The organism is Chryseobacterium sp. YIM B08800, assembly GCF_026163565.1.
Taxonomy (GTDB): domain Bacteria; phylum Bacteroidota; class Bacteroidia; order Flavobacteriales; family Weeksellaceae; genus Chryseobacterium.
Genome location: NZ_JAPDKN010000048.1, coordinates 19455 through 45150, shown reverse-complemented (window position 1 = coordinate 45150; position 25696 = coordinate 19455). Strand labels below are relative to the sequence as shown.

General features: G+C 33.5%; 28 protein-coding genes. 11 read left to right on the top strand and 17 right to left on the bottom strand.

The genetic code is table 11. The features are described from left to right. The first annotated feature begins 18 nt into the window (after positions 1–18). Positions 19–624 (top strand): hypothetical protein, encoded by a 606-nt coding sequence (locus OEW74_RS16445; protein WP_265429506.1) that lies wholly within the window; start codon positions 19–21, stop codon positions 622–624. A gap of 36 nt (positions 625–660) precedes the next feature. Here the strand turns inward: OEW74_RS16445 and OEW74_RS16440 are convergent, their stop codons facing one another. Beyond that, a complete protein-coding gene (locus OEW74_RS16440) occupies positions 661–1905 on the bottom strand; it encodes an NAD(P)/FAD-dependent oxidoreductase (RefSeq protein ID WP_265429505.1) in 1245 nt (414 codons plus the stop codon). 86 nt (positions 1906–1991) lie between these two features. Between OEW74_RS16440 and OEW74_RS16435 the strand changes: the two genes are divergently transcribed. From OEW74_RS16435 to OEW74_RS16390, 10 genes are all read left to right on the top strand, one after another. Next, positions 1992–3512 (top strand): HAL/PAL/TAL family ammonia-lyase, encoded by a 1521-nt coding sequence (locus tag OEW74_RS16435; RefSeq protein WP_265429504.1) that lies wholly within the window; start codon positions 1992–1994, stop codon positions 3510–3512. A gap of 47 nt (positions 3513–3559) precedes the next feature. Further along, positions 3560–4291 (top strand): 3-oxoacyl-ACP reductase FabG, encoded by a 732-nt coding sequence (fabG, locus tag OEW74_RS16430; protein WP_265429503.1) that lies wholly within the window; start codon positions 3560–3562, stop codon positions 4289–4291. A 72-nt stretch (positions 4292–4363) separates the two neighbouring features. After that, the gene (locus tag OEW74_RS16425; protein ID WP_265429502.1) at positions 4364–5584 is read left to right on the top strand and encodes a beta-ketoacyl-[acyl-carrier-protein] synthase family protein; all 1221 of its coding nucleotides are present in this window, start codon (positions 4364–4366) and stop codon (positions 5582–5584) included. A gap of 6 nt (positions 5585–5590) precedes the next feature. Then, entirely contained in the window at positions 5591–5845 is a 255-nt protein-coding gene (locus tag OEW74_RS16420; RefSeq protein WP_074230328.1) for an acyl carrier protein, read from the top strand. Positions 5846–5991: 146 nt separating this feature from the next. Continuing rightward, positions 5992–6876, top strand: coding sequence for a lipid A biosynthesis acyltransferase (locus tag OEW74_RS16415; RefSeq protein ID WP_265429501.1), 885 nt, complete (start codon positions 5992–5994; stop codon positions 6874–6876). A gap of 258 nt (positions 6877–7134) precedes the next feature. After that, positions 7135–8673, top strand: coding sequence for a phytoene desaturase family protein (locus OEW74_RS16410; protein ID WP_265429500.1), 1539 nt, complete (start codon positions 7135–7137; stop codon positions 8671–8673). Beyond that, positions 8657–10423, top strand: coding sequence for a C45 family autoproteolytic acyltransferase/hydolase (locus tag OEW74_RS16405; protein WP_265429499.1), 1767 nt, complete (start codon positions 8657–8659; stop codon positions 10421–10423). The genes OEW74_RS16410 and OEW74_RS16405 overlap by 17 nt, the downstream gene beginning before the upstream one ends. A 239-nt stretch (positions 10424–10662) precedes the next feature. After that, positions 10663–11754 carry a hypothetical protein gene (locus tag OEW74_RS16400; RefSeq protein WP_265429498.1) on the top strand — a complete coding sequence of 364 codons (1092 nt, stop codon included), beginning with the start codon at positions 10663–10665 and terminating at the stop codon, positions 11752–11754. A 25-nt stretch (positions 11755–11779) separates the two neighbouring features. After that, positions 11780–13270: an FG-GAP repeat domain-containing protein gene (locus OEW74_RS16395; RefSeq protein WP_265429497.1), complete on the top strand. Its 1491-nt coding sequence runs from the start codon at positions 11780–11782 to the stop codon at positions 13268–13270. A 12-nt stretch (positions 13271–13282) separates the two neighbouring features. Further along, on the top strand, positions 13283–13792 hold the full coding sequence (locus OEW74_RS16390) for an ASPIC/UnbV domain-containing protein (protein WP_322645590.1): 510 nt from the start codon (positions 13283–13285) through the stop codon (positions 13790–13792). Positions 13793–13856: 64 nt separating this feature from the next. On the opposite strand, the gene OEW74_RS16385 is transcribed toward OEW74_RS16390, so the two are convergent. From OEW74_RS16385 to OEW74_RS16310, 16 genes are all read right to left on the bottom strand, one after another. Beyond that, positions 13857–15026: a DUF2062 domain-containing protein gene (locus OEW74_RS16385; protein WP_265429496.1), complete on the bottom strand. Its 1170-nt coding sequence runs from the start codon at positions 15024–15026 to the stop codon at positions 13857–13859. Between the two features lie 4 nt (positions 15027–15030). Next, a complete protein-coding gene (locus tag OEW74_RS16380) occupies positions 15031–15507 on the bottom strand; it encodes a hypothetical protein (RefSeq protein WP_265429495.1) in 477 nt (158 codons plus the stop codon). A gap of 3 nt (positions 15508–15510) precedes the next feature. Continuing rightward, on the bottom strand, positions 15511–15882 hold the full coding sequence (locus tag OEW74_RS16375) for a 3-hydroxyacyl-ACP dehydratase (RefSeq protein WP_265429494.1): 372 nt from the start codon (positions 15880–15882) through the stop codon (positions 15511–15513). 3 nt (positions 15883–15885) lie between these two features. After that, a complete protein-coding gene (locus OEW74_RS16370) occupies positions 15886–16521 on the bottom strand; it encodes a hypothetical protein (protein WP_265429493.1) in 636 nt (211 codons plus the stop codon). Beyond that, positions 16487–17113 (bottom strand): LolA family protein, encoded by a 627-nt coding sequence (locus OEW74_RS16365; protein ID WP_265429492.1) that lies wholly within the window; start codon positions 17111–17113, stop codon positions 16487–16489. Before OEW74_RS16365 ends, OEW74_RS16370 begins: the two co-directional genes overlap by 35 nt. A gap of 212 nt (positions 17114–17325) precedes the next feature. Beyond that, positions 17326–18054 carry a polysaccharide deacetylase family protein gene (locus OEW74_RS16360; RefSeq protein ID WP_265429491.1) on the bottom strand — a complete coding sequence of 243 codons (729 nt, stop codon included), beginning with the start codon at positions 18052–18054 and terminating at the stop codon, positions 17326–17328. A gap of 145 nt (positions 18055–18199) precedes the next feature. After that, the gene (locus OEW74_RS16355; protein ID WP_265429490.1) at positions 18200–19261 is read right to left on the bottom strand and encodes a beta-ketoacyl synthase N-terminal-like domain-containing protein; all 1062 of its coding nucleotides are present in this window, start codon (positions 19259–19261) and stop codon (positions 18200–18202) included. Next, positions 19258–20457, bottom strand: a complete 1200-nt coding sequence (locus OEW74_RS16350) for a beta-ketoacyl-[acyl-carrier-protein] synthase family protein (RefSeq protein ID WP_265429489.1) — start codon at positions 20455–20457, stop codon at positions 19258–19260. Before OEW74_RS16350 ends, OEW74_RS16355 begins: the two co-directional genes overlap by 4 nt. 79 nt (positions 20458–20536) lie before the next feature. Continuing rightward, on the bottom strand, positions 20537–20794 hold the full coding sequence (locus tag OEW74_RS16345) for a phosphopantetheine-binding protein (protein WP_074230319.1): 258 nt from the start codon (positions 20792–20794) through the stop codon (positions 20537–20539). A gap of 153 nt (positions 20795–20947) precedes the next feature. Next, the gene (locus OEW74_RS16340) at positions 20948–21487 is read right to left on the bottom strand and encodes a 3-oxoacyl-ACP synthase (RefSeq protein WP_265429488.1); all 540 of its coding nucleotides are present in this window, start codon (positions 21485–21487) and stop codon (positions 20948–20950) included. A gap of 18 nt (positions 21488–21505) precedes the next feature. After that, a complete protein-coding gene (locus OEW74_RS16335; RefSeq protein ID WP_265429487.1) occupies positions 21506–21793 on the bottom strand; it encodes a type II toxin-antitoxin system RelE/ParE family toxin in 288 nt (95 codons plus the stop codon). Then, entirely contained in the window at positions 21790–22044 is a 255-nt protein-coding gene (locus OEW74_RS16330) for a hypothetical protein (RefSeq protein WP_265429486.1), read from the bottom strand. The genes OEW74_RS16335 and OEW74_RS16330 overlap by 4 nt, the downstream gene beginning before the upstream one ends. A gap of 39 nt (positions 22045–22083) precedes the next feature. After that, positions 22084–23217, bottom strand: a complete 1134-nt coding sequence (locus OEW74_RS16325) for a beta-ketoacyl synthase N-terminal-like domain-containing protein (RefSeq protein WP_265429485.1) — start codon at positions 23215–23217, stop codon at positions 22084–22086. 64 nt (positions 23218–23281) lie between these two features. Beyond that, positions 23282–23701 carry an acyl-CoA thioesterase gene (locus OEW74_RS16320; RefSeq protein WP_265429484.1) on the bottom strand — a complete coding sequence of 140 codons (420 nt, stop codon included), beginning with the start codon at positions 23699–23701 and terminating at the stop codon, positions 23282–23284. Further along, complete coding sequence (locus tag OEW74_RS16315) at positions 23691–24953, bottom strand: ABC transporter permease (RefSeq protein ID WP_265429483.1); 1263 nt, start codon at positions 24951–24953, stop codon at positions 23691–23693. The genes OEW74_RS16320 and OEW74_RS16315 overlap by 11 nt, the downstream gene beginning before the upstream one ends. Then, entirely contained in the window at positions 24943–25695 is a 753-nt protein-coding gene (locus tag OEW74_RS16310) for an ABC transporter ATP-binding protein (RefSeq protein WP_210148268.1), read from the bottom strand. The genes OEW74_RS16315 and OEW74_RS16310 overlap by 11 nt, the downstream gene beginning before the upstream one ends. Between the last annotated feature and the right edge of the window lies 1 nt (position 25696).

Sequence of the window (25696 nt, the reverse complement as noted above, 5' to 3'; positions counted from 1 at the left end):
TTATAAATATTCTTAATGATGAAAAAAATATTTTTGCTTTTATTAATGGTAGTTGCAACAACAGTTTTTGCCCAAAACAAAATAGATGTTATTTCAGGAAATTTTGATTTTCTTAAAGATCAGACTGAGGTAAATGTTCAATTGAAATTTGATAATGCTGTTTACCAAGAGAAAAATTTTACTGAAGAACAGTATATTGAAAACAGAAAAGCAGATATCACTGCTAAAAAGAATGAAAAGGTTTGGGAAAACTGGATATATCAATGGGAAAGATTTAAATCTACAGAATTTCAGGAATACTTCTTTAAAGGGGCTAATAATAGATCTAAAAAACTTTTTTTCAGAAATGATGTTAAAGCAAAATATACTCTAATCATTGATGCAAAATGGGTTTATGCAGGTTGGTATGGCGGAATGATTGGTTCTCAGGAAGGAAAACTTGATGCCGATCTAACTTTTGTAGAAACAGATAATCCTTCAAATGTTGTTATGAAATTAAAAGCAAATAAAATTTTGGGAAGACAGATGAATAAAGATTTTTCTTGGGAATACGGAAGAATTGCAGCTGTCTACGAAATTTTAGGAAAAAAATTAGGAAAAGATATTAAAACTGCTTTAAAATAAAACAAAAACGGACTGAAAATTTTCAGTCCGCTTTTTTTATGCTTGTTGCTTTTCTGCTTTAATGAAATTTGCAAGATTCACAATTGCAGTATCATGTATTCTCACAAACGTATTTTTTTTGTCCCAAACATAACCTGCTAAAACGGCGCAAATTTTTCTTTTAACATCAGGATTTTCAGGTTGGTAGAAAAATAATTCCTGAAGATTTCCGGTGTACCATTCTTTTACATACGTTGTAAAAACATCAACGCCGTATAAAATGTAATCTGCAAATTCTTTTTGCCAATCTACTGTTTCGCCGTTCAATTGTCTTATTGCCAGTTTTGCGGCTGTCATTCCGCCTTCGGTTGCAAACGCCATTCCTGAAGAAAATACAGGGTCAAGAAATTCAGAAGCATTTCCTGTTAAAGCAAATCCGTCTCCGAATAAGCTTTTTACAGAGCAAGAATAATCTTTCAAGTGTCTTGGTTCAAAAAGAAAATCTACATCACCAAAACGTTTTACATAATAATCCGAAAGTGAAATTGCTTTTCTCAGAGCTTCCGTAGGGTCTCCATTTTCAGATAATTTTTCAATATAATCAGTCGGACCAACAATTCCTATGCTTGTATTTCCATTCGAAAAAGGGATTACCCAAAGCCAGACTTCAGTTTCTATAATGTCAAAAGAAATCAAAGTTCCTTCTACGCCTTCTTCTCTGTTGATATCATCTACATGAGCAAAAATTGCAGAGTGTGGAGATAATTTTGAAGGTTTTTCTAAATCTAAAAGTCTTGGTAAAACTCTTCCATAACCGCTGGAATCAATTACGAATTTTGCATGGATTTCTTTGGTTTTTCCGTCTTTAGTTTTAACGGTTGTGATAGAATCTGTTCCGTTAAATTCAATTCCGATAACTTCTGTTTCAAATTCAAGGTCAATACCTTTGTTGATGACTTCTTGGGCTAAAGTGTTGTCGAAATCAGCTCTTGGAACTTGCCACGTCCAATCCCATCCTTCCCCGAATTTGTTGCTAAAATCAAAAATACAAACCTCATTTCCTCGCATAAAACGAGCTCCCAATTTTTTTTCAAAGCCCATTTTATCTAACGCAGGAAACAATCCGGCTTCATCAAAATGGTCCATCACTCTGGGAATAAGGCTTTCACCAACAACAAGTCTTGGGAATTTTGTTTTTTCAACCACTTTCACATTGATGTTATTCTTCTTTAAATAAGCAGAAGATACGCATCCAGAAGGTCCGGCTCCAATTACTAAAACATCAACAATTTCTTTGTCCATTTGTTTAATAAAACTTTTTATCTTTGCGCAAAATTAGTGACAATTAATTACATTTTACAAAAATTATATATTATTACTTTTAATTGATGAAAATAAATAACTTTTTAGAACTGAGAGATTTTCAGAGAATTATTATTGAAAATGAAAGCATTGAATTAGATCAATCACTTCTCCAGAGGGTGAATGAGAGCTTTTCTTTTCTGAAAGAATTTTCAAAAAATAAAGTAATTTATGGAGTAAATACGGGTTTTGGGCCAATGGCGCAATTTAAGATCAGTGATGAAGATACACACCAACTTCAATATAATCTGATCAGAAGCCATTCTTCGGGTATTGGAAATCCACTTCCTGCTGATGAAGTGAAAGCTTGTATGTTGGCAAGATTGAATACTTTATCATTAGGGAATTCCGGAGTTCATGAATCTGTAGTAAATTTACTTAAAGAATTAATTAACAGAGATATTACGCCGCTTATTTTTGAACACGGCGGAGTTGGAGCAAGTGGTGATTTGGTGCAATTGGCGCACTTGGCTTTAGTTTTAATTGGTGAAGGCGAAGTTTTTTATAAAGGTGAAAGAAAATCTACAAAAGAAGTTTTTGAAATTGAAGGTTTAGAACCAATTCAGGTTGAAATTCGTGAAGGTTTAGCTCTAATGAACGGTACTTCGGTAATGTCAGGAATTGGAATTGTAAACGCATACAAAGCCAATCAATTAACTGAAATTTCCTTAAAGTTATCTTGTGCTATCAACGAAATTGTTCAGGCGTATGATGATCATTTTTCAGAAGTCCTGAACGGAACAAAACTTCACGCAGGTCAGCAGAAAATCGCAGAAAAAATGCGTCATCATTTAGCTGACAGTAAATTAATCAGAAAAAGAGCGGACCATTTATATACCCACTTTGAAGAACAGGAAAAGGTTTTCAAAGAAAAAGTTCAGGAATATTATTCTTTGAGATGTGTTCCGCAGATTTTGGGCCCCGTTTTAGATACTTTGAAATTTACTGAAAAAGTTCTTGAAAACGAAATCAATTCTGCAAACGATAACCCGATTATCAATGTGAAAGACCAGCACGTTTACCACGGTGGAAACTTCCACGGAGATTATATTTCTTTGGAAATGGATAAGTTGAAGATCGTTGTAACGAAGTTGACCATGTTGGCTGAAAGACAATTGAATTATCTTTTAAATTCAAAAATTAATGAAATTTTACCTCCATTTGTTAATTTAGGTAAATTAGGATTTAATTTCGGGATGCAGGGTGTTCAGTTTACAGCGACCTCTACAACGGCAGAAAGCCAGATGTTGTCGAATCCTATGTATGTTCACAGTATTCCGAACAATAATGATAATCAGGATATTGTAAGCATGGGCACAAATGCTGCTGTGATTTGCAGAAAGGTAATTGAAAATGCTTTTGAAGTTTTGGCTATTGAAGCGATTACTGTTGTTCAGGCTATAGAATATCTGGGTTACCAAGATCAAATTTCATCAAAAACAAAAGAATTGTACGATGAGATTAGAAAAATTATTCCTGCATTTTCAAATGATATGGTGATGTATCCTTATTTGGAGGAAGTGAAAAAATATTTAAAGACAATGTAATTATTGGCTACTTTTAGTTGTCAATATATAAATAAACTGAAACACATATGAAATGTGCAATTGTAACAGGTGGTTCCCGAGGAATTGGAAGAGCTATCTGCATAAAACTGGCGGAAGAAAAGAATTATCATATTTTAATTAATTATACTTCAAACGAAGCTGCAGCAAAAGAAACTTTAGCTAAAGTGGAAGAATTGGGTTCTACAGGAGAAATTCTTAAATTTGATGTAGGAAATGCTGAAGAAACTCAAAAAGTTTTAAATGAATGGCAGGAAAATAATCCAAAATCTGTAGTTGAAATTATCGTAAATAACGCCGGAATTACAAGAGACGGATTATTTATGTGGATGCCAAGTGAAGATTGGAATTCTGTGATTAATACGAGTTTAAATGGTTTCTATAATGTGACGAATTTCTTTATTCAGAAATTATTGAGAAACAAATACGGTAGAATTATCAATATGGTTTCAGTTTCTGGAGTAAAAGGAACGGCCGGACAAACCAATTATTCTGCTGCGAAAGGTGCTTTGGTTGGTGCGACAAAAGCTCTAGCTCAAGAGGTAGCAAAAAGAAATATTACTGTAAATGCAGTTGCTCCGGGTTTTATCAAAACAGATATGACGCAGGATTTTAACGAAGATGAATTGAAAGCGATGATCCCAGCCAATCGATTTGGTGAAGCAGAAGAAGTAGCAGATCTGGTTGCATTTTTAGCATCAAAAAAATCTTCATACATCACAGGCGAAATTATTAATATTAACGGAGGAATTTACTCATAAATTAGGTAACAGATAATAGGTGACAGTAATTAGCTGCAACCTAAAACCTGAAGCCTATAACCTAAAATTTAGATGGAAAATAGGGTAGTCATTACCGGAATGGGAATTTATTCTTGCATCGGAACTTCTTTGGAAGAAGTGAAAGAATCCCTGTATCAAGGAAAATCGGGAATTGTTTTAGTCGATGAAAGAAAAGAATTTGGCTTCAGATCAGGTCTTACGGGAGTTGTTCCAAAACCTGATTTAAAGAATCTTCTCAGCAGACGTCAACGTGTAAGTATGGGCGAAGAAAGCGAATACGCTTATATTGCAACATTGGATGCTTTGAAGCAGGCAAATATCGATCAGGATTTTTTAGACCAAAACGAAGTCGGAATTTTATACGGAAACGACAGCGTTTCAAAAGCGGTTGTAGAATCTATTGATATTGCAAGAGAAAAAAAAGATACCACTTTGATGGGCTCTGGAGCGATTTTCAAATCAATGAACTCCACGGTAACGATGAATCTTTCTACGATTTTTAAATTAAGAGGAATCAATCTCACAATCAGTGCAGCTTGCGCAAGCGGATCTCATTCTTTGGGATTGGCTTATATGATGATTAAAAATGGTTTTCAGGAAATGATTGTTTGCGGTGGAGCACAGGAAACCAACAAATATTCTATGGCGAGTTTTGATGGTTTGGGTGTTTTTTCGGTAAGAGAAAGCGAGCCAACAAAAGCATCAAGACCTTTCGATTCCGAAAGAGACGGCTTGATTCCGAGCGGTGGCGCGGCAACTTTAATTGTCGAAAGCCTTGAATCTGCACAGAAAAGAGGAGCAACTATTTTAGGGGAAATCGTCGGTTACGGTTTTTCTTCAAACGGCGGACACATTTCTACACCAAATGTAGATGGTCCGGCTTTAGCAATGAACCGTGCTTTAAAACAGTCAGGTTTAGACGTGAAAGATATCGATTATATTAATGCTCATGCAACTTCTACGCCAATTGGTGATGCGAATGAAGCCAAAGCAATTCACGAAATTTTCGGAAGCGAAGTTCCTGTAAGCTCTACAAAATCAATGACGGGTCACGAATGTTGGATGGCAGGTGCAAGTGAAGTGATCTATTCCATTTTGATGATGCAGAACGATTTTATCGCTCCGAATATCAATTTAGAAAATCCGGATGAAGACGCTCAAAAGATAAATTTAATCTCCGAAACTAAAAATCAAAAAATTGACGTATTTTTGTCGAATTCTTTCGGATTTGGGGGAACCAACTCCGCATTAATCGTTAAAAAATTTGAATAAAAAAACATGGAAAGAGAAAAAATTGTTGCCATTGCTAATGATTTTTTAATCAATGAGTTTGAGGTAGATGGTGACGAAATCAGTAATGACGCCCATTTCAAGAAAACTTTGGGCTTAGACAGTTTAGATTATATAGACTTGGTGGTGGTAATTGAGTCTAATTTTGGAATAAAATTAGGCGAAACAGACTTTAAAGATATTATCACATTTGATGATTTCTATTCGACAATAGAAAACAAGATCGCTCAAAAAAACGCATAACTATCGATTAAAAATTTATATTTTCTAATCAATTTAACGAAAGTTTAAACTCAAAAACCTTTGCTGAGTGAAACGCCTTTGCGCACTTAAAAATATTTTCAATTATTAAAAAATCTTTGCGGACTTTACGTTAAAAATAAAAATTTATGAACAAGTGGAAAGGCAAATCTAAAGGTACCATCTTAGGTTACAGAATCTTCGTTTGGTGTATTAGAAATATCGGGATACGAAGCTCTTATTTTGTTCTTTATTTTGTTGCCTTTTACTACTTTTTGTTCGAAAAAAACAGCAATAAATACTACAGATATTACTTCCAGAAAAGACTCAATTACGGTTTTTGGAAAACAAAAATCTCCTTGTTTAAAAGTTATTTTACTTTCGGAACGATTTTGATTGATAAGACTGCTATTTCAGCTGGTTTAAGAAATAAATACACCTACGAATTCGACGGAATAGAAAATCTCAGAAATCTTTTAGCTGAAAAAAAAGGTGGCGTTCTCATCAGTGCTCATATCGGAAACTTCGAAATTGCAGAACATTTTTTTGCTGAAATTGATTTCGACTGTCAAATTAATTTAGTGACAACAGATCAGGAAGTTACAGTCATTAAAGAATACCTCGAAAGCGTTTCTGTAAAACAAAGCAACATCAAATTCATTTACGTGAAAGACGATATGTCGCATATTTTTGACATCAACGAAGCGTTGTCTAAAAACGAATTGATATGTTTTACCGGCGACCGTTATTTTGAAGGTTCAAAATTCCTTGAAGCAGATTTGCTTGGGAAAAGCGCTAAATTTCCGGCTGGTCCGTTTCTTATTGCTTCAAGATTGGGCGTTCCTGTGGTTTATGTATATGTAATGAAAGAAAAAAATCTTCATTATCATTTGTATGCAAGAGTCGCTGAAAACATCAAAAAACGCGATTCACAAGGACTTTTACACTCATATACCAAAAATCTTGAATCGATGATTCAGAAATATCCGCTTCAATGGTTCAACTATTTCGATTTTTGGGACGATGATAATTAGTTGATAGTTTTTGGTTATTAGTTTTTAGATTGATAAAGTAAGATTTAAGGTTTTTAGATTTAAAGTTAAATCCTTTATTAACTAAATTTTAATATTTTTATGGCAGCTATTTCCGCCTTCCGCTCCCAATCTTTTTTTGCCAAAGCTTTACCAAAGCAAAAAAAGGATTTCCACTCAAGTCGGGCTGCAAACAATACAGCAATAGAAAAGCCTTGTCAAGGTTTTAAACCTTGACAAGGCTGATGAAAATTAATTTCCTTGAAAAAAACATACGACATATTGATTATCGGCAGCGGAATAGGAGGTCTTGTTTCGGCTCTTATTTTGGCGAAAGAAGGCTTGAAGGTCTGTGTTTTGGAGAAAAATAATCAATATGGCGGAAACTTACAGACATTTTCCCGTGATAAATTAATTTTCGATACCGGAGTTCACTATTTGGGCGGACTTTCAAAAGGGCAAAACCTACATCAATTTTTCTCATATCTGGAAATTATGGATGATTTAGAGCTCCAGAAAATGGATGAAAATGGTTACGATAAAATCACTTTCGGAGATGATGAAATTGAATATCCGCACGCTCAGGGTTATGAAAATTTTGTTGAACAATTATCGAAATATTTTCCAGAAGAAAAAGAAAATTTGGAGAATTATTGCGAAGAAATTCAGCGGGTTTGCAATCAATTTCCAAGATATAATGTGATTGGAAAAGATAATTACAACGAAGAAATTCTCCATTTAAATACCAAAAGATTCATCGAATCAATTACTCAGAATACAAAATTGCAATCTGTTTTATTGGGTTCCAATTTTTTATACGCAGGCGATTCTGAAAATATTCCGTTTTACGTTCATGCCTTAACGGTAAATTCTTACATTCAAAGTGCTTACAAATGCGTGAAAGGCGGAAGTCAGATTTCAAAACTTTTAATCAGAAAATTAAGAGAACATGGAGCTGATGTTCACAAACATTCAGAAGTTTCAGAATTTGTTTTTAATGAAAACAATATTTTAAATTCGGTAAAAACAAAATCAGGAAAAGAATATTTCGCAAAACAGTTTATTTCAAATATTGAAATTCGGTCTTTAACTAAATTAATCGGTGAAGAAAGATTGAAGAAATCTTTTTTAAACAGAATCCTGAGTTGGGAGCCGGTTTCTTCGTGTTTCAGCGTTTATTTGGTTTTAAAACCTCAGACAATTTCCAATTTCAATTATAATATTTACCATTATTCGTCGGAAAAATTAGTTTGGAATGCCTATCGTTACGATAAAAAATCGTGGCCCGAAACTTATATGCTTTCTTCTACACCTTCAAAACATCATCCTGAATTTGCAGAAAGCTTAACCGCCATTTCTTATATGAATTTTGATGAGGTTAAAGCTTGGGAAACTACCGTAAATACAGTTGCTGAAGAACACGGAAGGGGAAAACAATATGAAAAATTTAAGCTAGAAAAAGCAGAAAAAATAATTGATGCTCTGGAAAAGAAAATCCCGAATTTAAGAGATTCGATTAAAAATATTTATACCTCTTCGCCTTTGTCTTACCGCGATTACATCGGAAGTTTTGAGGGAAATATGTACGGTTATATGAAAAGTTCGGAGAATCCTTTAAAAACAATGGTTTCTCCGAGAACAAAAATTGACAATCTTTTTCTGACAGGGCAATCCGTCAATATGCACGGAATTTTGGGTTGCACGATCGGATCTTTCAATACTTGCGCCGAAATTTTAGGAAAAGAATTGATTGATAAAAGGTTAACACAAATGATTAATAAAAATGAAGGTGAAAAATAATAGTAAAGCTAATATGCGGTCTGTCATTCTGAATGGAGCAAGGCGTAATGAAGAATCTAGAATATGGAGAATAGATTTCTCCTTTCGTCGAAATGACAAGCGTTTGTTTTTTCTCTTTTTAAGCCTTTTCTTCATTCTCAACCTCACTTCTTGCGGAATCAGAAAGTCGATAAAACACATTCCCGATATAAGTCAATATTCTTTAGAAATCCCGAAAGTTAATAAAATCAACGATTCTACTTTTAGCTTTAATCAAAATTATTTAACGAAAAATAAACAGCAGCTTTGGGAATTGTATATTAAAGGAAATCCTTTGCAGCTGGGCTACAACAACGGAGCTTTAATACAAAATTTAATGCAAAAACAGGAAGAAATTTTCTTTTCGAAAGTGGAAGGTTTTGTTCCGTCGAAATTCAAGCAAAAACTTTTACGAGGTTTTTTGAAATGGTATAACCGAAAAATGTATCTGAATGTAAGAGAAGATTATCAAGCCGAATTATACGGTTTGTCGAGATACTCTTCGGATAAATATGATTTTATTGCACCAAAATATCTGCGAAGTTTGTATTTGCACGGAGCACACGATATTGGCCACGCAATGCAGGATTTGATGATGGTTGGCTGTACTTCTCTCGCCGTTTGGAACGAAAATACCGAAGACGGAGATTTGTTGATCGGAAGAAATTTTGATTTTTATGTTGGTGATGATTTTGCGAAAAATAAATTAATAGAGTTTGTAGAACCAGAAAACGGAATTCCATATCTATCTGTAAGTTGGCCGGGAATGATCGGCGTAGTTTCGGGGATGAATAAAGAAGGAATTACGGTAACGATTAATGCGGGAAAATCGAAAATTCCGTGGTCGGCGAAAACTCCGATTTCGTTTGTGACAAGGGAAATTCTGCAATTTGCAAAAAATATTGACCAAGCAATTGCGATTGCCAAAAAGCGAAAAGTTTTTGTTTCGGAATCTATTCTGGTGGGAAGCGCAAATGATAAAAATGCGGTAATTATTGAAGTTTCGCCGGATAATTTCGGAGTTTATAAAGTAGAAAACACAAGCCGTGTTTTTTGTACAAATCATTTTCAGTCAGATGCTTATAAAAATGATAAAAGAAACCAAAAACAAATTGCAGAAAGCCATTCTGAATATCGTTACGAAAAATTAGAGGAACTTTTGCAGGAAAATAAAAAACTGAATCCTGAAAAAATGGCTTCCATTTTAAGAGATAAATCAGGGTTAAAAGATGAAAAAATCGGTTATGGAAATGAAAAAGCGATTAATCAGCTTTTGGCACATCACGCAGTGATTTTTTCGCCACAGAAAAGATTGGTTTGGGTTTCTTCAAATCCTTATCAGCTGGGCGAATTTGTCTGTTATGATTTGAATGAAATTTTTTCGGATAAAAGATTGAAAAGTGGTGAATTTGCAAAGTCAGATTTAAATATTACAAAGGATTATTTTGTTGATTCTCAGGATTTTAAAAATTATGAAGAATTTAAAAAAATCAATTCTCAATTTGATGATGAAAAGAAAAATTTTTCGGAAGAATTCATCGATCATTATCAGTCTTTAAATCCTGATTTTTGGTTGGTTTACTATCAATCCGGGAAATATTATTTTAAACAAAAAGAATATTCAAAAGCAAAAATTGAATTTGAAAAAGCTTTAACGAAAGAAATTACGACCATTCCTGATAGGGAAAGTATTCAAAAATATTTGAAAAAAATTAATAAGTACTTGAAGTAAATTGTTTTTACAATAAAGTGTTTAATTAAAAAAGAGCTATAAGAACCAATTCTTATAGTTTTTTTAGTTTAACAAACAATTGTGTTTATTGTTTTGTTGTTTTAATATTTTTAATAAATGTATTGCTATTTGCTTGTTTTGTTAAAAAAAAATAGTTAAAATTATTTATTTTATGTGAAAATGTTTGGTGGTGATTGTGTTAAATATTTATATTCGTTTTTCCAATACCATTGAATTAAATGAAAAAAATCTATTTTTTAGTTTTATCTTTTTTACTACTTATTTCATGTAAAAGTGATGAAAAAATGGAAGCTGTAGAAACAGAAAGTTCGTTTGTTAACTTTAATATCGACGCAGTTCCCTATGCAAAACTTTCAACTTATTCTTTTTTTAAGGGAGATTTAAAAAACTTAGATCCCTCAAAAAAAGTGATACCTTATGAACCGGCAAGCTCTCTTTTTACAGATTATGCTCTCAAAAAGAGATTTATCTGGATGCCGGAATCTACCAAAGCAAGTTATGTTTCAGATGATCAGTCATTGAATTTTCCTGTGGGAACAGTTTTAATTAAAAACTTTTATTATAATACTGTTCAGCCCAATAATACTACAAAAATTATTGAGACGAGATTAATGATAAAAAAAGCAAGCGGCTGGATATTTGCTGAATATCTGTGGAATGATGACCAAACTGAAGCAAATTTGGTGACAGGAGCAGATTTCACAAGCGGAAGTTCAAAAAATATAACATTTAAGAAAAGTAATAATGATGTTATTACTACGGCTTACAGAATTCCTTCTGAATCTGAATGTTATGCATGTCATAAATTGGATAACCAACCAGTTCCGATTGGTGTAAAACCTCAAAATCTTAATGTTTCTTATAATTATCCAAACGGACTGAAAAATCAGTTACAAAAGCTCGTTGATGAAGGTTATTTGCAAAGTTATCCTTCAAGTATTGTTTCTACGGTAGATTATAGGGATACAAGTAAACCTTTAGATATTCGTTTGCGTTCATATATTGATATTAATTGTGCACATTGCCATCAGCAAAATGCACGTTGTGATTATAGAGCAATACGATTGAGTTTTAATAAAACCTCCAATTTGACAAATATGGGAGTTTGTGTAACTGCAGATGAGCCTATCGATCAATCTTTGGAAAGGATAATTACTCCTGGAAATCATAATAAATCTGTAATGAACTATAGACTTAATTCTGTGGATGAAAGTATGAGAATGCCTTTGTTGGGAAGAACGGTGGTTCATGATGAAGGAGTGGATCTGTTAAAACAATGGATCAATTCTTTGAATCAAAACTGTCCATAAAAATAAAACCAAACTAAAAATAACTATGAAAAAAAAACTATCCTTTTTTGTTGTATTATGTAGTATAACATGGGGAAATGCACAATTAACCTGTGCTACAGCAGTGAATCTTTCGCTTGGAACCCATACTGCTCCTGCAATTACGGGTACAGCCCTCACGACAGCCTGTACACTTGGAAGTGCCGGAAATGCAGCATTGTGGTACAAATATACAGCAACTCAAAATAGTAATATTACTGTTTCTACAGCTTTATCAGGACAAAATGTAGATACAAGACTTATTGTTTTTACAGGCAATTGCGGGAGTCAAACTTGCGTTGCTGCAAATGATGATTTTTCGGGATATGCTTCTCAGGTCACTTTTGGGGTAACGGCTGGAACTACTTATTATATCACTTTTGATAATAGATGGACAAGCTCAGTATTTAATTTTTCTGTTTCCGAAACTGTTCCTGCGCCGAATAGGTTGTCTTTTAATCAACAATATGTAAATGCTCCGGGAATTTATAACCATTGTGTAGTAGATATGAACGGCGATTATTTAGATGATATTGTTTCGGTGGTAAATAATACTCAGATAGTAATTGCATATCAGCAACCAGGCGGTACTTTTAATGAAGTCCCTTATACCATTCCTAATACCGTAGTTTTACCGTATTGGAGTATTGCTGCCGGAGATTACGATAATAATGGGTTTAATGATCTTATTTATGGCTCTAGCAGCGGAATTGCTTTTGTAAAAGCCAATGCAACAGGAACAGGTTATACATCAGAAAGAAAACCCGAATTTTATCTTACTCAGCGTACCAATTTTGTAGATATTAATAAAGATGGGAAACTGGATGCTTTTGTCTGTGATGATAATGCTCCCAACAGATTTTATATGAATGACGGAACCAATATGAATCATAATCAAGGCGGAATGGGAGATTTTCCTTCGGGTGGAAATTATGGATCAATTTGGATTGACTATGATAATGATGGCGACATGGATTTATTTATCGCAAAATGCAGTGGCGGAGGTTCCGGACCAGGCGGAAATATTGATGAGCTTCATCGGAATAATGGCGATGGAACTTTCACCAATGTAGCAGCATTAGCAAATATGGCAAACCCTGTGCAGACTTGGTCTTCAGCTTGGGGAGATTTCAATAATGATGGTTGGATGGATGCTGTAGTGGGAATGAATTCCACGGCAAACGGATACAGCAAGGTGATGAAGAATAATGGTGACGGAACTTTTGCAGATGTCTCAGTCGGTTCGGGTTATGATACAGCCAATGGATTAAGCAGAGAATATGTTGCTTATGATTTTGATAATGATGGGTTCTTGGATATTTTAGGAGCTGGAAACAATATTATGTTTGGAGATGGAAATTTTAAATTTACTCCCAATGCAAATCCATATAATTTAAATTACAACAACAGACCGGTTGGAGATCTTAATAATGACGGTTTTCTTGATATTCAGAATGGAAATACCATCATGCTGAATGCCGGAAATACCAATAAATGATTAAAGGTAACTCTGCAAGGAACTCAAAGCAACAGAAACGGAATTGGGGCAAGAGTAGAAATTTATGGCGCTTGGGGAAAACAGATTCGCGATGTACAAAGTGGAGTAGGATTCAGAAATATGAATACATTGAATACGCATTTTGGGATTGGGCAGGCAACGGCAATTACAAAAGTTGTGGTAAAGTGGCCTTCCGGATTGGTAGATGTCATCGATAATGTTACGCCAAATACAACCCTTCACGTGGTAGAAGGAACGCATTTAGGAACTAAAGATGTCGAAAGTATTCAAGATTTGTTTACAATGTATCCAAATCCTACTTTTGATATTATTAATTTTAAATCAAACAAAAACTTTGCTCCGATTGAGGCAAAAATCTATGAACTTAGTGGAAGAATGGTTTTACAGACAAAAGTTGAAAGAGAATCAATTTCTGTGAAACAATTAAATGCAGGAAATTATTTGCTGGTTTTAATCGATAAAAATGGGAAAACATATTCTCAGAAAATAATTAAAAAGTAAAATTTAATTATAAATTTAAATTAATGCTGCAATGTCGAAAGGCTTTGCAGTTTTTTTATGAAAATCAGTTATTCTCAGGATTCACTTTATTCAGAAAAAGAAAAGCAGCAATTCCCGAAACGGTAGAAACTGTTGTCGCTAGAATTAAACTTCCGATAATGTATTGAAACAGATTATTCTTAACCAAATCGAAATTCAAATCCTGATCCAAAAGATTAGATTCTCCCGAAACGAAAGGCGCTCCTAAAAACAATGAAGCGGCAATAATAAAGGGGATAAACGGTGGCAAACTCACATTGGAAGCCACAAATGCCAAAACTTTATTCAATTTGAAAAGAACTGATAAAGAAATCACCAACAAAGTCTGAAATCCCCAAAACGGAGAAAGTCCTATGAAAACGCCCAAAGCGATGGAAAATGCTTTTATACGATTGGTTCCGTCACTTTCCAAAACATCTTCTTGAATAAACTTTTTAAAGCTTTTTTTTTTGAAATTATTCACAAAATTTCTCGGAATAATGTAAAACAAAGTAATCGCTACTAAAATCGTATTCAAAATACTGATTCTTGTAAAATCTTTGAACGGTCTGAAATGCGAAACCCTTTCTGCAGGATCATACAAAACTTTTATCGGAACATTTTTTACCGGAACGTGTCTCCAGGCTGTTCTTACAATAATTTCGATTTCAAATTCGAATTTTGGAGTAAAATATTTTTTCGGAATTTTATGTAATGGATAAAGTCGATAACCAGATTGCGTGTCTTCAAGCTTGATTCCGGTCTCAAACCAAAACCAAAAATTAGAAAAACGATTCCCAAAACTGCTTTTTTTCGGAATGCCGTCTTGCGACATATTTCGGTTTCCAATCAGTAAGACATCTTCGTTTTCTTGCAACAGATTTTCTACAAAAACAGGAATATCATCAGGATAATGTTGTCCATCTGAATCGATGGTTATGGCATAATCATAGCCTATTTCTTTTGCCTTTCTGAAACCTATTTTCAGTGCATTTCCTTTCCCTTTATTGGCTGATAAATTAATAACCGTAATCGAATATTTTTCTAAAATCTGTAAAGTAGAATCGGTAGAGCCGTCATTGATAACGATAATATTTTCGGTGTACTCTAAAACGCCGTCAATTACTCTTTTCAGAGTCTTTTCGTTATTATAAGTAGGAATTAAAAAGCAGATTTTCTTTTCAGAAATTGCATTTTGCACTTCAGGAAGGGTCATTGTTTTATTTTAACATTGCTTTTTCTGCGTCTGTCATTGTTTTAGACTGGGCTGCAAACTTTTTGATGTAGGTTTTCAGCGCTGCATTTTGTTTGCTGTAATTATTGAGAAGAAAAGCTTTGTCGTCTTTTAAGCTTCCTCTATAACCTACAATTTTCGGGATATTTTCCTGAACGCTCATTCTTATAACTCTCAATTCTGCGTTATTCGGATTGCTTTTAATAATGCTTTCAAGACTTGTCGCGCCGGATTTTACGAGAGCTTTTCTGTTTTTGGCTACAATTTTGGCTTCCATTATTTTCGCAGCAGCTTTGTAGCCGTTTGTTACAGCATCAGAACCGGTTTGTTTTTCGGCAATATCAATGAAGTTTTGAGTATTTGCAGTTGACGAATTCGCCTTTTCATAGCTATTTCTCAAAGCATCAAGGTCAGATTGAAAGAACAGAAAAAAAGCGGTCAGAAATGAGAATATCAATTTCATAATCTATTTTTTATAGTTTACTGACATTTTCAATGCAATAGTCTCGCCAAAAGAAGTGGTGTTTTTTACTTTAATTTCTTCTTCACCTTCGTTAATATCAAGTTGAAGCATTAAATCAGGTGTTTCAAAAGGATTGATAATTGCCATAAACTTCACATTGGAGGCCGATTTTAGAAACAATTTTTTACCTGTAAACTCTTCAGTCAGTTCTTTGACAATCTGCATCATACAAACTCCTGGAGTTACAGGATTTCCCGGAAAATGTCCTTTGAAAATTTCGTGATCTTTATTCAGAGAAATATTCGCAACAAAACTTCCGTTTTCTGCTTTTTCAGAGGAGTTTAAAATATAAAAATCTGTAAGAATGGTCTGCATTATTTATTCAGTTTCAGTGATTTGAAATAGTTTTATATTGATTTTGAAATCTTTGTGTTGAAGATTCAAACTATCTGCGAAGATATGTTTTTTTGCATCAAAACTAAAATCGATTTTTTCCTTATTATTCTTTGTATAAATGATTTGCTTGAGCAGATTATTTTCTTTGTTGAAAAATAAATAATAGTTTTTTTTCTCAATTTTTGAAAGATAAATCTTAGAATTTTCATTTTCAAAACTTTTATTCACAGGATATTTTTGTCTTAAAAGTTCCTGAAAATCATTCTTCAAAAAATTAATGACGATTTTTTTATCTAAATCAGGAAGAACATAATTCAGTTTAAAATCATTCTCCGAAACTTCAAAATCAATCAGTTTATTTCCAAAATCAGAAGTCAAAACGACGCGGTGAAAATTTTCGTTGATTTTTTTGATAATTAAAATTCCGCTGACGTGATTATTATAAATATCCATTTGACATTTATACACATAATCTTCGTTGGAAGAAAAGTATAGATTTTCAACGGTTTTCTCCGAATTTGAAATAGATTTTACATCCGTAAGCTGATAAGTTTTGCAAGAAACAAACAGCAAAAAAATCAGGCTATAAAGAAAACTCTGAAGCAGGAATCGGCGCATTGATTTTTGTGTTTTTGAAAACAATATTCGTTGTATCACCCGAAGCTTCCGTCATATTGACCTGTGAAACTGTCGTTTGATTTTTAGGAAAATAAAGCTCAATTTGTTTGATATATTTCAATAATTGAGCAGATTTAGGAGTGAACTTTGCGATGTTTGAGGTTCCGTTTTTAAAATAAGCAACTACAAATTCAGGGTCATTAAACATTTTTCCGTTCGAACTTCCCACAATCAGTTTATTGATTTTTTCAAAAGTTTTGCTTTTTGCATCTACCGATGATTTTTTCCCCTGATCGTTGATGAAAATTTTATTTTCCTTAAAAATAATACTGTATTGATAGGGTTTTGTGTATTTCCAGCTCAGTGTATTTGGCGATTTCAAAGACATTTTACCGGACGTAACGATGCTTTTATCCAAAAAATCCATTTTTTTGGTTTGAACAAAATCGGCTTGTAAAGTTTTTATTTCTTTGGTTTCCGATGAAACTTTGGTTACGAATGCTTTTGCTTCAACTCCGGACATTGCTGTGTTTTGTGCAAAAAAGAAGCTTGAAACGAATAAGAATGCCCCGAAAGCAATATTTTTAATCATTTTTTTATTGTTTAAGTTTAACCGCAAAAGGCACAAAAGTTTTTTATAACACTTAAGTTACTTGAAGTTAGCAATTCGACGTATTAAAAGAACACATTAGTTTTTTGAAAATCTTTGATTTTCGTCTTATGTGAACTTCTGTTTTCAAAGTATTCAACTTAAAAAAACTAACGTGTTCAAAAGCTTTGTGACTTTTGTGGTTTAAAAAATTATTAATCAACCATAAAAGTCGAATACTTTTTATCCTTCAAAAATAGCAATAAATCTACCAAAACATTATACGTTTTCTCGGAAGTGTCGTGAAGCAGAATAATGCTTCCTTTTTTTAATCTTTTTGTGACTTTTCTGTAAATTTTTTTCTCGTTTTCTGTGATTGTGTCTAAAGAACGTACATTCCAGCCAATGCTTTTTTTATGAGTTTTCCTGATTGCTTTTGCAATATTCGGATTGGTAACTCCGAAAGGCGGTCTGTACAAATCGGTTTTAATATTTCCAACTTTCATCATTATTTCATCACATTTTTCGATTTCTTCCACCATTTTTTGAGTTGATAAAAATCCGGTATTATTTGAATGCGAAAACGTATGATTTCCAATCGTATGGCCTTCATTTATAATCCTTTGGAAAGTTTCTGGATATTTTTCGATCTGTTTTCCGATACAGAAAAAAGTAGCTTTTACATTATTTTCTTTTAATAAATCTAAAAATTTCGGTGTATATTCGGTCGGTCCGTCATCGAAAGTGAAAGCAATTTCTTTAATTTTTGTTCTTTTATGAGTAAAACTCTTGACGAAATATTCTAATTGAATATCAAAAGCGCCCCAAACTACAACCGCCGAAAACATCAATAAACAAAACAAATACATCCAAAAACTTCCGTGAAACGCATAAATAAAAACGTTACAGAATAAATAAAATAGAATAAATGGATAATGTTTCATTTTTTATTGTTTTAATTGATTCTTCTTATTGCGCTCTGTTTGTCATTCAGAATGTAGCGAAGCGAAATGAAGAATCTAAATGATAAAGTTGAGATTCTTCCTTCGTCAGAATGACAAAAAGACTGTTTTATTTTGCTGAATGAAATCAAGCTTTCTCCAACAAAACCAAACTATGGTCATTTCCACCCAAATGATTATATAAAAGAATGTTTTTAATTTCTTTTTTCTTCAAATCATTAATCATCATCACCTCCGGAATTTCCTGATTTTTCAAAATATGACACGCCATAAATGTCGAAAAACCACTCGCTGTATTGAATTCTCCGCTCAAATGTTTGTAATACAACAAGGCTGAATTTGAAAATAAATCCATTGATTGTTGATAATAAACATCAGACTTTGCATCTCCGTTGAATCCTAAAATAACAGCATCAATTTCATCATTTTTCAGATTGTTTTTAGACAAAAAATCTTCAATAAATTGTTGAGTTTCTTCTAAATCTAATTGATTACTTAATTGAATATCTTTTAGTTGAGCGTAAGAATTTTCTGTTTTATCTTTTCCTAAGACAAAAAAACTGGCGCCTTCACCCCAAATAACACCGTCGGTTTTTGAATTTAAATAATCAACGGGAAAATTTTCTTCTTTTTTAATGGTATTGTTGAGCTTATACAATTCCATTGTTCTGTCGGTTTGTTCGTCTGTAGAACCCACCAAAACGGTTGAAGCTTCACCATCATTAATCTGCAATTTTGCATCCAAAAATGAAAATTCCAGAGACGAAGAAGTGTTCACATACGTGAAATTGTAAGCGTGACATTGCAAACCTAAAGCGATTTGACCAGCAACCGTATTGTGAGTCGATTGAATAAAAAATGTCGGCGTGAGAAATTCTTCATTATTTTCCAAAACATTTTTCAGAAACTTTTCAGAATCCTGCGAACAGCCCATTCCTGTTCCGACGATAATGGCATCGGGATTTTCAATTCCTGCTTCTTTCAATGCAAATTGAGAAGCAACAGTGCTCATTTTTACAGTTTTAGACATTCTTCTGCTTGCTGCAGGCGGAATGAATTCTTTGTAATTTGGCTCAATGGGTTTTAAAATCTGAACTGAGTTTTCAGGTTTTAAATTGTTAAAGAAATTTTCGTTTAAAGTGTCCTGAACTGAGATGCAGGCTGCACTGTTGATGTAAACTGCACTCACGATTTTGAAAAGATTAAGGTTGAACAATTTCCTCCAAATCCAAATGAATTGGAAAGAACGTGATTAATATTTTTCTCTTTAAGCTCAGTTACCGGAGTCAAATCAAATTCTTCCATCTTGGTTTTAAAATTAAGATTCGGGAAAATCACATTATTCTGCATTGCTAAAATCGAATAAACGGCTTCAATTCCTGCAGCTGCAGCCAAAGTATGACCCGTAAATGCTTTTGTAGAACTGAATTCCGGGACTTTATTTTCACCAAAAATTCGAATCATTGCAATTCCTTCCGATAAATCATTATTTGGTGTTGCCGTTCCGTGAACGTTGATATAATCAATGTTTTCTTTATCTAAACCTGAAACTTTTAAAGCTTTTTCCATTGCTAAATATGCACCTTGTCCGTTTTCCGAAGAAGCGGTTTGGTGATGCGCATCATTGGCGTTTCCATAACCGGAAAGATAAGCTAAAACTTTTTTGTTTTCTTTTTTCACGATTTCGTCAGATTCCAAAACAATAAAAGCGGCAGCTTCACCGAGATTAAGACCTTTTCTATCGTTATCGAAAGGCGTGTTGTAAGAATCCGTCAAAATCATCAAGGTATTGAATCCGTTCAAAGTAAACTTTGAAAGAGAATCTGTTCCGCCGACAATTACACGATCCAAAACACCATTTCTTATGAGTTTTGCACCCATCATAATTGCATTTGCTGCAGAAGAACAGGCCGTACTAATTGTAGAAACCATCCCTTTCAGACCTAATAAATCCGCAATAGCCAATGATGAGTTTCCTGCATCGTGAGAGTCAATGTATTTTTGCTTTTCAGGGAAATCTTCGTAAGTGTAGAAATATTTTTCGGTGATATCCATTCCGCCAACGCTGGTTGAGGAAATGAGTCCGGTTTTATATTTATTAATATCCGAAATTCCGGCACTTTCTACAGCTTCTTTTGCGGCAACCATTCCTAACAAAGCGGTTCTTGTTACATTGTTATCTTCAGCAAGCTGAAGTTTCTGTATCAATTCTTCATTAGACAATTTTATCTCGCCAGTTTTGATACTTCCGGCGTGGCGTGTTTCAAAGATTTCAATGTCTGAAATCCCGTGTTTACCAGTCGTTAACGAAATAAAATTTTCCTCGACATTGTTACCAATGGAGGAAATAATGCCCATCCCTGTAATGGCAATTTTTTGACTCATCTTTTGCAAATGTAACAATGTACCAATGTACCAGTTTACCAATTGTTAGACTGTTACATTGGTACATTGGTATATTAATTTATTTTGTTCTGTTTTCTTCGATGAATTTTGCCATCACCTCGATAGATTGGAAGATCTCTTTCCCTTTTTTAGGGTCAGATAATTTAATTCCGTAGTCTTTGTCAAGAAGTACAATTAATTCTAAAGCGTCGATAGAATCTAATCCAAGACCGCCACCGAAAAGTGGATCCGTATCTTTGATTTCTTCTACTGCAACGTCCTCAAGATTAAGAACTTCGATGATTTTTGTTTTTAATTCTAATTTTAAATCTTCCATAAAAATTAATTTGAAAATATGTTAATGAGATAATTTGAAAATACATTAAATTGTATCAGATATTCAGATTTAAATTAAAAAATATTCTGTTAAATAATTGCTTGGATGGTAATATTTACATTATCAAATTAGCACATTTTCAAATTATCAAATTTATAATGTCAGCAAATATACAAAAGCTTTATAACTTTCCTGATAAAGTTCTACCCAGCCGCACAAGACTTTTTCAGCTTTTCCTGATTGCAGAATTTGTTCTGCATAAGCGTTTAAAAAATCTTCATCAAATTCATCCAAAACGAAAAACGCATTTTCAGTCTGCATTTTATGTTTAATGCTGATTTCACCAACACAAATATTAGGTAAAGTGTATACAAAAACAGCTGGACTCGGGAAATAATTTTCCTGAGAATTGATGCTTTCCTGATATTTAAAATCAGTGTCTAAGCTTGATGATTTATTAGCAAAAATCAATGCTGTTTTGCTGTGATCTTCGTTTTTCAAAATGATTTCAGAAGCGAGAAAAGCGAGTTTACTTAAGTTATCCATTTTATGAAATTTAGGATAACTCAGTTCTAACCTTTTGTAAGCTTCTTTCGCAAAATCTGAAAAATTTTCTGTTTGAGATTCAAAAATAATTTCGTTGTTGAGAATGATTTTTGAATTTTCTATGGTGCAAATGTCTGTTTTCTTCATTGTGAATTTTCAAAAAGTTTAAGGCTTTTTCTTTGGATTTTGATGGGGGTTGAAAACAGCGAAGACCACAATTTCGTTGTCTATCAATTCATAAATGATAACGTAAGGAAATTTTTGAATGTAAGCTTCACGCAAATTTCCTTTTTTCAGGGGAAAGTGCAATGGGTTATTTTGAATTCTATAAAAATAAGCTTCAACCTTTTGAGTAAATTTTTCTCCAAGCCCAATTTGTTGACTTTCATACCATAATGCAGATTCAAGCAAGTTAGCTTCAGCATTGGGTGATAGGGAAAGATGGTAAGTCATAATTTTTTCATCAATCTTTCTTTCACTTCTTCCCAAGAAGATGTTTTTACCTCGCCATTCAAATACTTTCTGCGTTCTTCTTCAATTTGGTCATAAACATAATCCGGAACTTGCGGGTATTCTACAAGTTCTAATTCTGAATCTTCTTCCTCTTCTGCATCAATTATTGCATTGAAAATACGAAGAATACGCTCATCAGCATCATCTATATAATTGTGAATTCTTTTTCTGATTTCTAAAGTAGATTCCATTTCCTAAAACTTTAATTCTATCAAAATTACAAAATTATTTTATGCTTTTTCCAAAACAATTGCTGCATTACATCCACCAAAACCTGAAGCTGTTTTCAGAATATATTTAATTTCTGTCGATTGGTTTTCTTTAATAATATTTAAATCTTGAGAAACTCCCATTTCTTCGAAGTTTTTAGATGGAATCAACGTGTTATGTAAAGAAGATTCCATAGAAATAATGCTTTCCAATAATCCAGATGCACCCAAACAATGTCCGTAATACGCCTTCATACTGTTCAAAGGAACGTTTTGTAATTCCATTCGGTTGAAAGCGATGGCTTCCATTTCGTCGTTGTAAATGGTTGCTGTTCCGTGAGCGGAAATAAAATCGATTTGTTCTGCCAAAACCTTTGCTTCTTTCATTGCATTTTGAATGCTTGCAAACAATCCGTCGCCAGTTCTTGATGGTCCGGAAATGTGATTGGCATCATTGATTGCTGAATCTCCTAAAACTGTAAACCTAAGTTTATCGGTTTGATTCAATTCAGAAGTTATAAAAATAGCAGCGGTTGCTTCACCCAAATTAATTCCGTTGCGGTTTTTATCGTAGGGTTTGCAAGATTCGTTTCCAATTGCCTGAAAAGAATTGAAACCAGAAATGACAAACTCAGAAATCTCGTCTCCTGCAATTACAAAAGCATCTTTGTATTTTCCTGCCTGAATCATATTTTTCGCTACAGAAATTGCCATTACTCCGGAAACACAAGCGTTGGAAACAACGATTGGTTTAGTTTTAAATCCAAAAAAATCAGCTAATTTTTGAGCCAATTTTGAAAGAAAAACGCTTTCAGGTAAGCTTTTTTTATTTTTTAATAAACTGATATTTCCTTTTGTTGTTGATAAAATAAAAGCTGTTTCATCTGAAATGTGATGTTTTTCAACTAAAGGTTTTAGACTTAGCAAAAACATTTTTTCAAGTCTTGTGAAATCTTGATTGTCGAAAAATTTCTTAAATTCCTCTTCCAATTTTTCAGAATCAATTTTAGAAACAAAAAACGCTTCAAGATTATCGCTAACTTGATGCAAAGCTACGCCAGATTTTCCTTCCAAAATTGCTTGCCAATTAGATTTAACATCAAAACCTAAAGGCGTGACGCAATTGTAATCTGTAATGTAAATTTCTTTCCTCATTTATGGAATAATCATAATTTAATAATTTTAATTTGCTTCTGAAAAACCATCAACCAACAACCATTTATAATCCCATTTTATCTTTCCAAGCCTGAAAAAACTCAGGATTATACAGGCATAAATTATTATCAGAATCTAAAAAAACCTGAATGGTTTCGCCACTGCAAACCAATTGATTATCCTGATTGAAAATCTCGTATTTGTAAATCAGTTTCGCTGAAATAGAATTAATGAAAGTTGTAACGATGTTAAATGTTTCGCCATATTTTAAAGGAAGAAAATGTTCGCACGTACTTTTCACAATTGGTGTTACAAATCCTGCTTTTTGAATATCAAGATAGGTCAAACCGTGCTGTCTTCCGAAAGCTTCTCTTCCATCTTCAAAATAGACGATATAATGGCCGTGCCAAACGATTCCCAAAGGGTCTGTTTCGTTGAAACGTACGCGAACTTCTTCGGTACAAGTTAAATCTTTAGACTGCATTTTGTTTTCTTTCGTATAGTAATGAGATGGTAACCATCGCAATATAAAATAAAAATAAGAAAATCAGTTCCTTAGCAATTTCACCAAGTCCACTATTTCTCAAAATAATATCGTAATAGGCATTCAGTCCCCAATTCATTGGAGAAAATGCGGCGATTTTTTGCATAAATTCGGGCATCAGGAAAACCGGAACCCAAATTCCGCCAACCGCTGCCAAAACAACTACAGAAGTCGCTCCAAAAGGTGCAGATTGTTCCTGAGTATCGGCAACTGTTCCTAATAAAACTCCAAATCCAATCGCTGCCAATCCTGCAAACAAAGTCACAATGATAAGATGAAACATTTTTCCGGTGACGTCAAACTGAGGTAAATCCATATATGGGAAAAGCCAAACACCAACGGCAACCATCAATAAAAACTGAATGATGCAAATGATGAGATACGTAAATGTTTTTCCTAAAATATGGATGTAATAAGGAGTCGGGCTCACACGAACTCTCACACTCGTTCCCTGACTTTTTTCTTTAACTAAATTAATGGAAAGCGGAACGACGATAAAGAAAATCGCAAACAATGCCCAAGCCGGAACATTGTGCTGAACAGAATTTGGCATCATTTCTTCCTTGCCTTTGTTCGGGGTGATTTCTTTAAAAGTAATTAAGCTTTTATTTTCAAGGTCTTCGGTTGTTCCCAATTGGTCTTGAAAGGCTTTGTATATTTTTTTATTCTCGATTTCAAAAACCATTTTGTTGATGGCGTTCATCACCGAATTTTTAAAACCTGCGTTGGTTGCAGGATCAAAATAAAGATGAATATCTTTGGTTTTTGAAGCCACAACTTTTGTCGCAGTAGAATCAGTTTCCAAGCCAAATGAACTGACAATGGTCTGAACTTTAGAATCGATATTTGAATTTAAATCTTTCGTTAAATTTTCCGGAATGACGATTGCCATTTGATAATCACCAGAAAAAACTGCATTTTGAGCAGATTTTTCATCATAATTGGTCAATAAATCAAAGGTTTTACTTCGCTGAAGTTCAAGCTTTATGTTTTTAGAAATTTCAGATTTGTCGTTATCAATAAAAATAATCGGAATTTTTGAGCCTTCCAGATTTTTAAAAGTAGAATCCTGAATTAAAGTAATCGTAATAATTAGCAATAAAGGCATTAAAAATATAATGACAATTCCACCTGAATCTCTTTTCAGTAACTGAATTTCCTTGACGAAACTTCTCCACAATTTATACAACATCTCTCAATTCTTTTCCGGTTAATGAAATGAAAACATCTTCTAAGTTTTCGGCATTGGCAACTCTTTCCACCAATTCTTGCGGAGTTCCGGTTGCGTGGATTTTTCCGTGGTCGATAATGGCAATTTTTGTACAAAATTCTTCCGCTTCAGAAAGGTGATGCGAAGTGTAAATAATGCAGGTTCCTTTTTTATTTAAATCTAAAAGATAATCGATTATGGCTTTTTTCGATTGAACATCAACGCCAACAGTTGGTTCGTCCAAAAACAAAACTTTCGGATTGTGAAGTGTTCCTGCAATCAGATTGCAACGGCGTTTCATTCCTCCCGAAAACTGGTCGACTTTTTTATTGGCAAATTTCGTTAAGCCCATTAATTCTAAAGCTTCATCGATTTCTTTGTGAAGATTTTTATGTTTTAAACCATACAAACTTCCAAAAAATAAAAGGTTTTCTTTCGCCGTCAAAGTAGGATAGAGCGCATATTCCTGAGGAACAACACCAATGATTTGTTTGATTTTCGAACTGTCTTTTTTAGGCGATAATCCGTTGATGGTAAAACTTCCTGAAGTAGGTTTTATTAAACCTGAAAGCATAGAGATCAAAGTAGTTTTTCCAGCTCCGTTTGGACCGAGAATTCCGTAGATCTCGTTTTTAGATATATTTAAAGAAATATCATTTACCGAAAATTCTTCCGAATTTTTGTATTTCTTGTAAAGATTTTTTATTTCGATGATATGTTCCAAA

What these genes read in the sequence shown, in the direction of transcription:
- OEW74_RS16445 (WP_265429506.1), top strand. Translation starts at nt 19, where the DNA reads ATGAAAAAAATATTTTTGCTTTTATTAATGGTAGTTGCAACAACAGTT.
- OEW74_RS16440 (WP_265429505.1), bottom strand. Translation starts at nt 1,905, where the DNA reads ATGGACAAAGAAATTGTTGATGTTTTAGTAATTGGAGCCGGACCTTCT.
- OEW74_RS16435 (WP_265429504.1), top strand. Translation starts at nt 1,992, where the DNA reads ATGAAAATAAATAACTTTTTAGAACTGAGAGATTTTCAGAGAATTATT.
- fabG (WP_265429503.1), top strand. Translation starts at nt 3,560, where the DNA reads ATGAAATGTGCAATTGTAACAGGTGGTTCCCGAGGAATTGGAAGAGCT.
- OEW74_RS16425 (WP_265429502.1), top strand. Translation starts at nt 4,364, where the DNA reads ATGGAAAATAGGGTAGTCATTACCGGAATGGGAATTTATTCTTGCATC.
- OEW74_RS16420 (WP_074230328.1), top strand. Translation starts at nt 5,591, where the DNA reads ATGGAAAGAGAAAAAATTGTTGCCATTGCTAATGATTTTTTAATCAAT.
- OEW74_RS16415 (WP_265429501.1), top strand. Translation starts at nt 5,992, where the DNA reads ATGAACAAGTGGAAAGGCAAATCTAAAGGTACCATCTTAGGTTACAGA.
- OEW74_RS16405 (WP_265429499.1), top strand. Translation starts at nt 8,657, where the DNA reads ATGAAGGTGAAAAATAATAGTAAAGCTAATATGCGGTCTGTCATTCTG.
- OEW74_RS16400 (WP_265429498.1), top strand. Translation starts at nt 10,663, where the DNA reads ATGAAAAAAATCTATTTTTTAGTTTTATCTTTTTTACTACTTATTTCA.
- OEW74_RS16395 (WP_265429497.1), top strand. Translation starts at nt 11,780, where the DNA reads ATGAAAAAAAAACTATCCTTTTTTGTTGTATTATGTAGTATAACATGG.
- OEW74_RS16385 (WP_265429496.1), bottom strand. Translation starts at nt 15,026, where the DNA reads ATGACCCTTCCTGAAGTGCAAAATGCAATTTCTGAAAAGAAAATCTGC.
- OEW74_RS16380 (WP_265429495.1), bottom strand. Translation starts at nt 15,507, where the DNA reads ATGAAATTGATATTCTCATTTCTGACCGCTTTTTTTCTGTTCTTTCAA.
- OEW74_RS16375 (WP_265429494.1), bottom strand. Translation starts at nt 15,882, where the DNA reads ATGCAGACCATTCTTACAGATTTTTATATTTTAAACTCCTCTGAAAAA.
- OEW74_RS16370 (WP_265429493.1), bottom strand. Translation starts at nt 16,521, where the DNA reads ATGCGCCGATTCCTGCTTCAGAGTTTTCTTTATAGCCTGATTTTTTTG.
- OEW74_RS16365 (WP_265429492.1), bottom strand. Translation starts at nt 17,113, where the DNA reads ATGATTAAAAATATTGCTTTCGGGGCATTCTTATTCGTTTCAAGCTTC.
- OEW74_RS16360 (WP_265429491.1), bottom strand. Translation starts at nt 18,054, where the DNA reads ATGAAACATTATCCATTTATTCTATTTTATTTATTCTGTAACGTTTTT.
- OEW74_RS16350 (WP_265429489.1), bottom strand. Translation starts at nt 20,457, where the DNA reads ATGAGTCAAAAAATTGCCATTACAGGGATGGGCATTATTTCCTCCATT.
- OEW74_RS16345 (WP_074230319.1), bottom strand. Translation starts at nt 20,794, where the DNA reads ATGGAAGATTTAAAATTAGAATTAAAAACAAAAATCATCGAAGTTCTT.
- OEW74_RS16340 (WP_265429488.1), bottom strand. Translation starts at nt 21,487, where the DNA reads ATGAAGAAAACAGACATTTGCACCATAGAAAATTCAAAAATCATTCTC.
- OEW74_RS16335 (WP_265429487.1), bottom strand. Translation starts at nt 21,793, where the DNA reads ATGACTTACCATCTTTCCCTATCACCCAATGCTGAAGCTAACTTGCTT.
- OEW74_RS16330 (WP_265429486.1), bottom strand. Translation starts at nt 22,044, where the DNA reads ATGGAATCTACTTTAGAAATCAGAAAAAGAATTCACAATTATATAGAT.
- OEW74_RS16325 (WP_265429485.1), bottom strand. Translation starts at nt 23,217, where the DNA reads ATGAGGAAAGAAATTTACATTACAGATTACAATTGCGTCACGCCTTTA.
- OEW74_RS16320 (WP_265429484.1), bottom strand. Translation starts at nt 23,701, where the DNA reads ATGCAGTCTAAAGATTTAACTTGTACCGAAGAAGTTCGCGTACGTTTC.
- OEW74_RS16315 (WP_265429483.1), bottom strand. Translation starts at nt 24,953, where the DNA reads ATGTTGTATAAATTGTGGAGAAGTTTCGTCAAGGAAATTCAGTTACTG.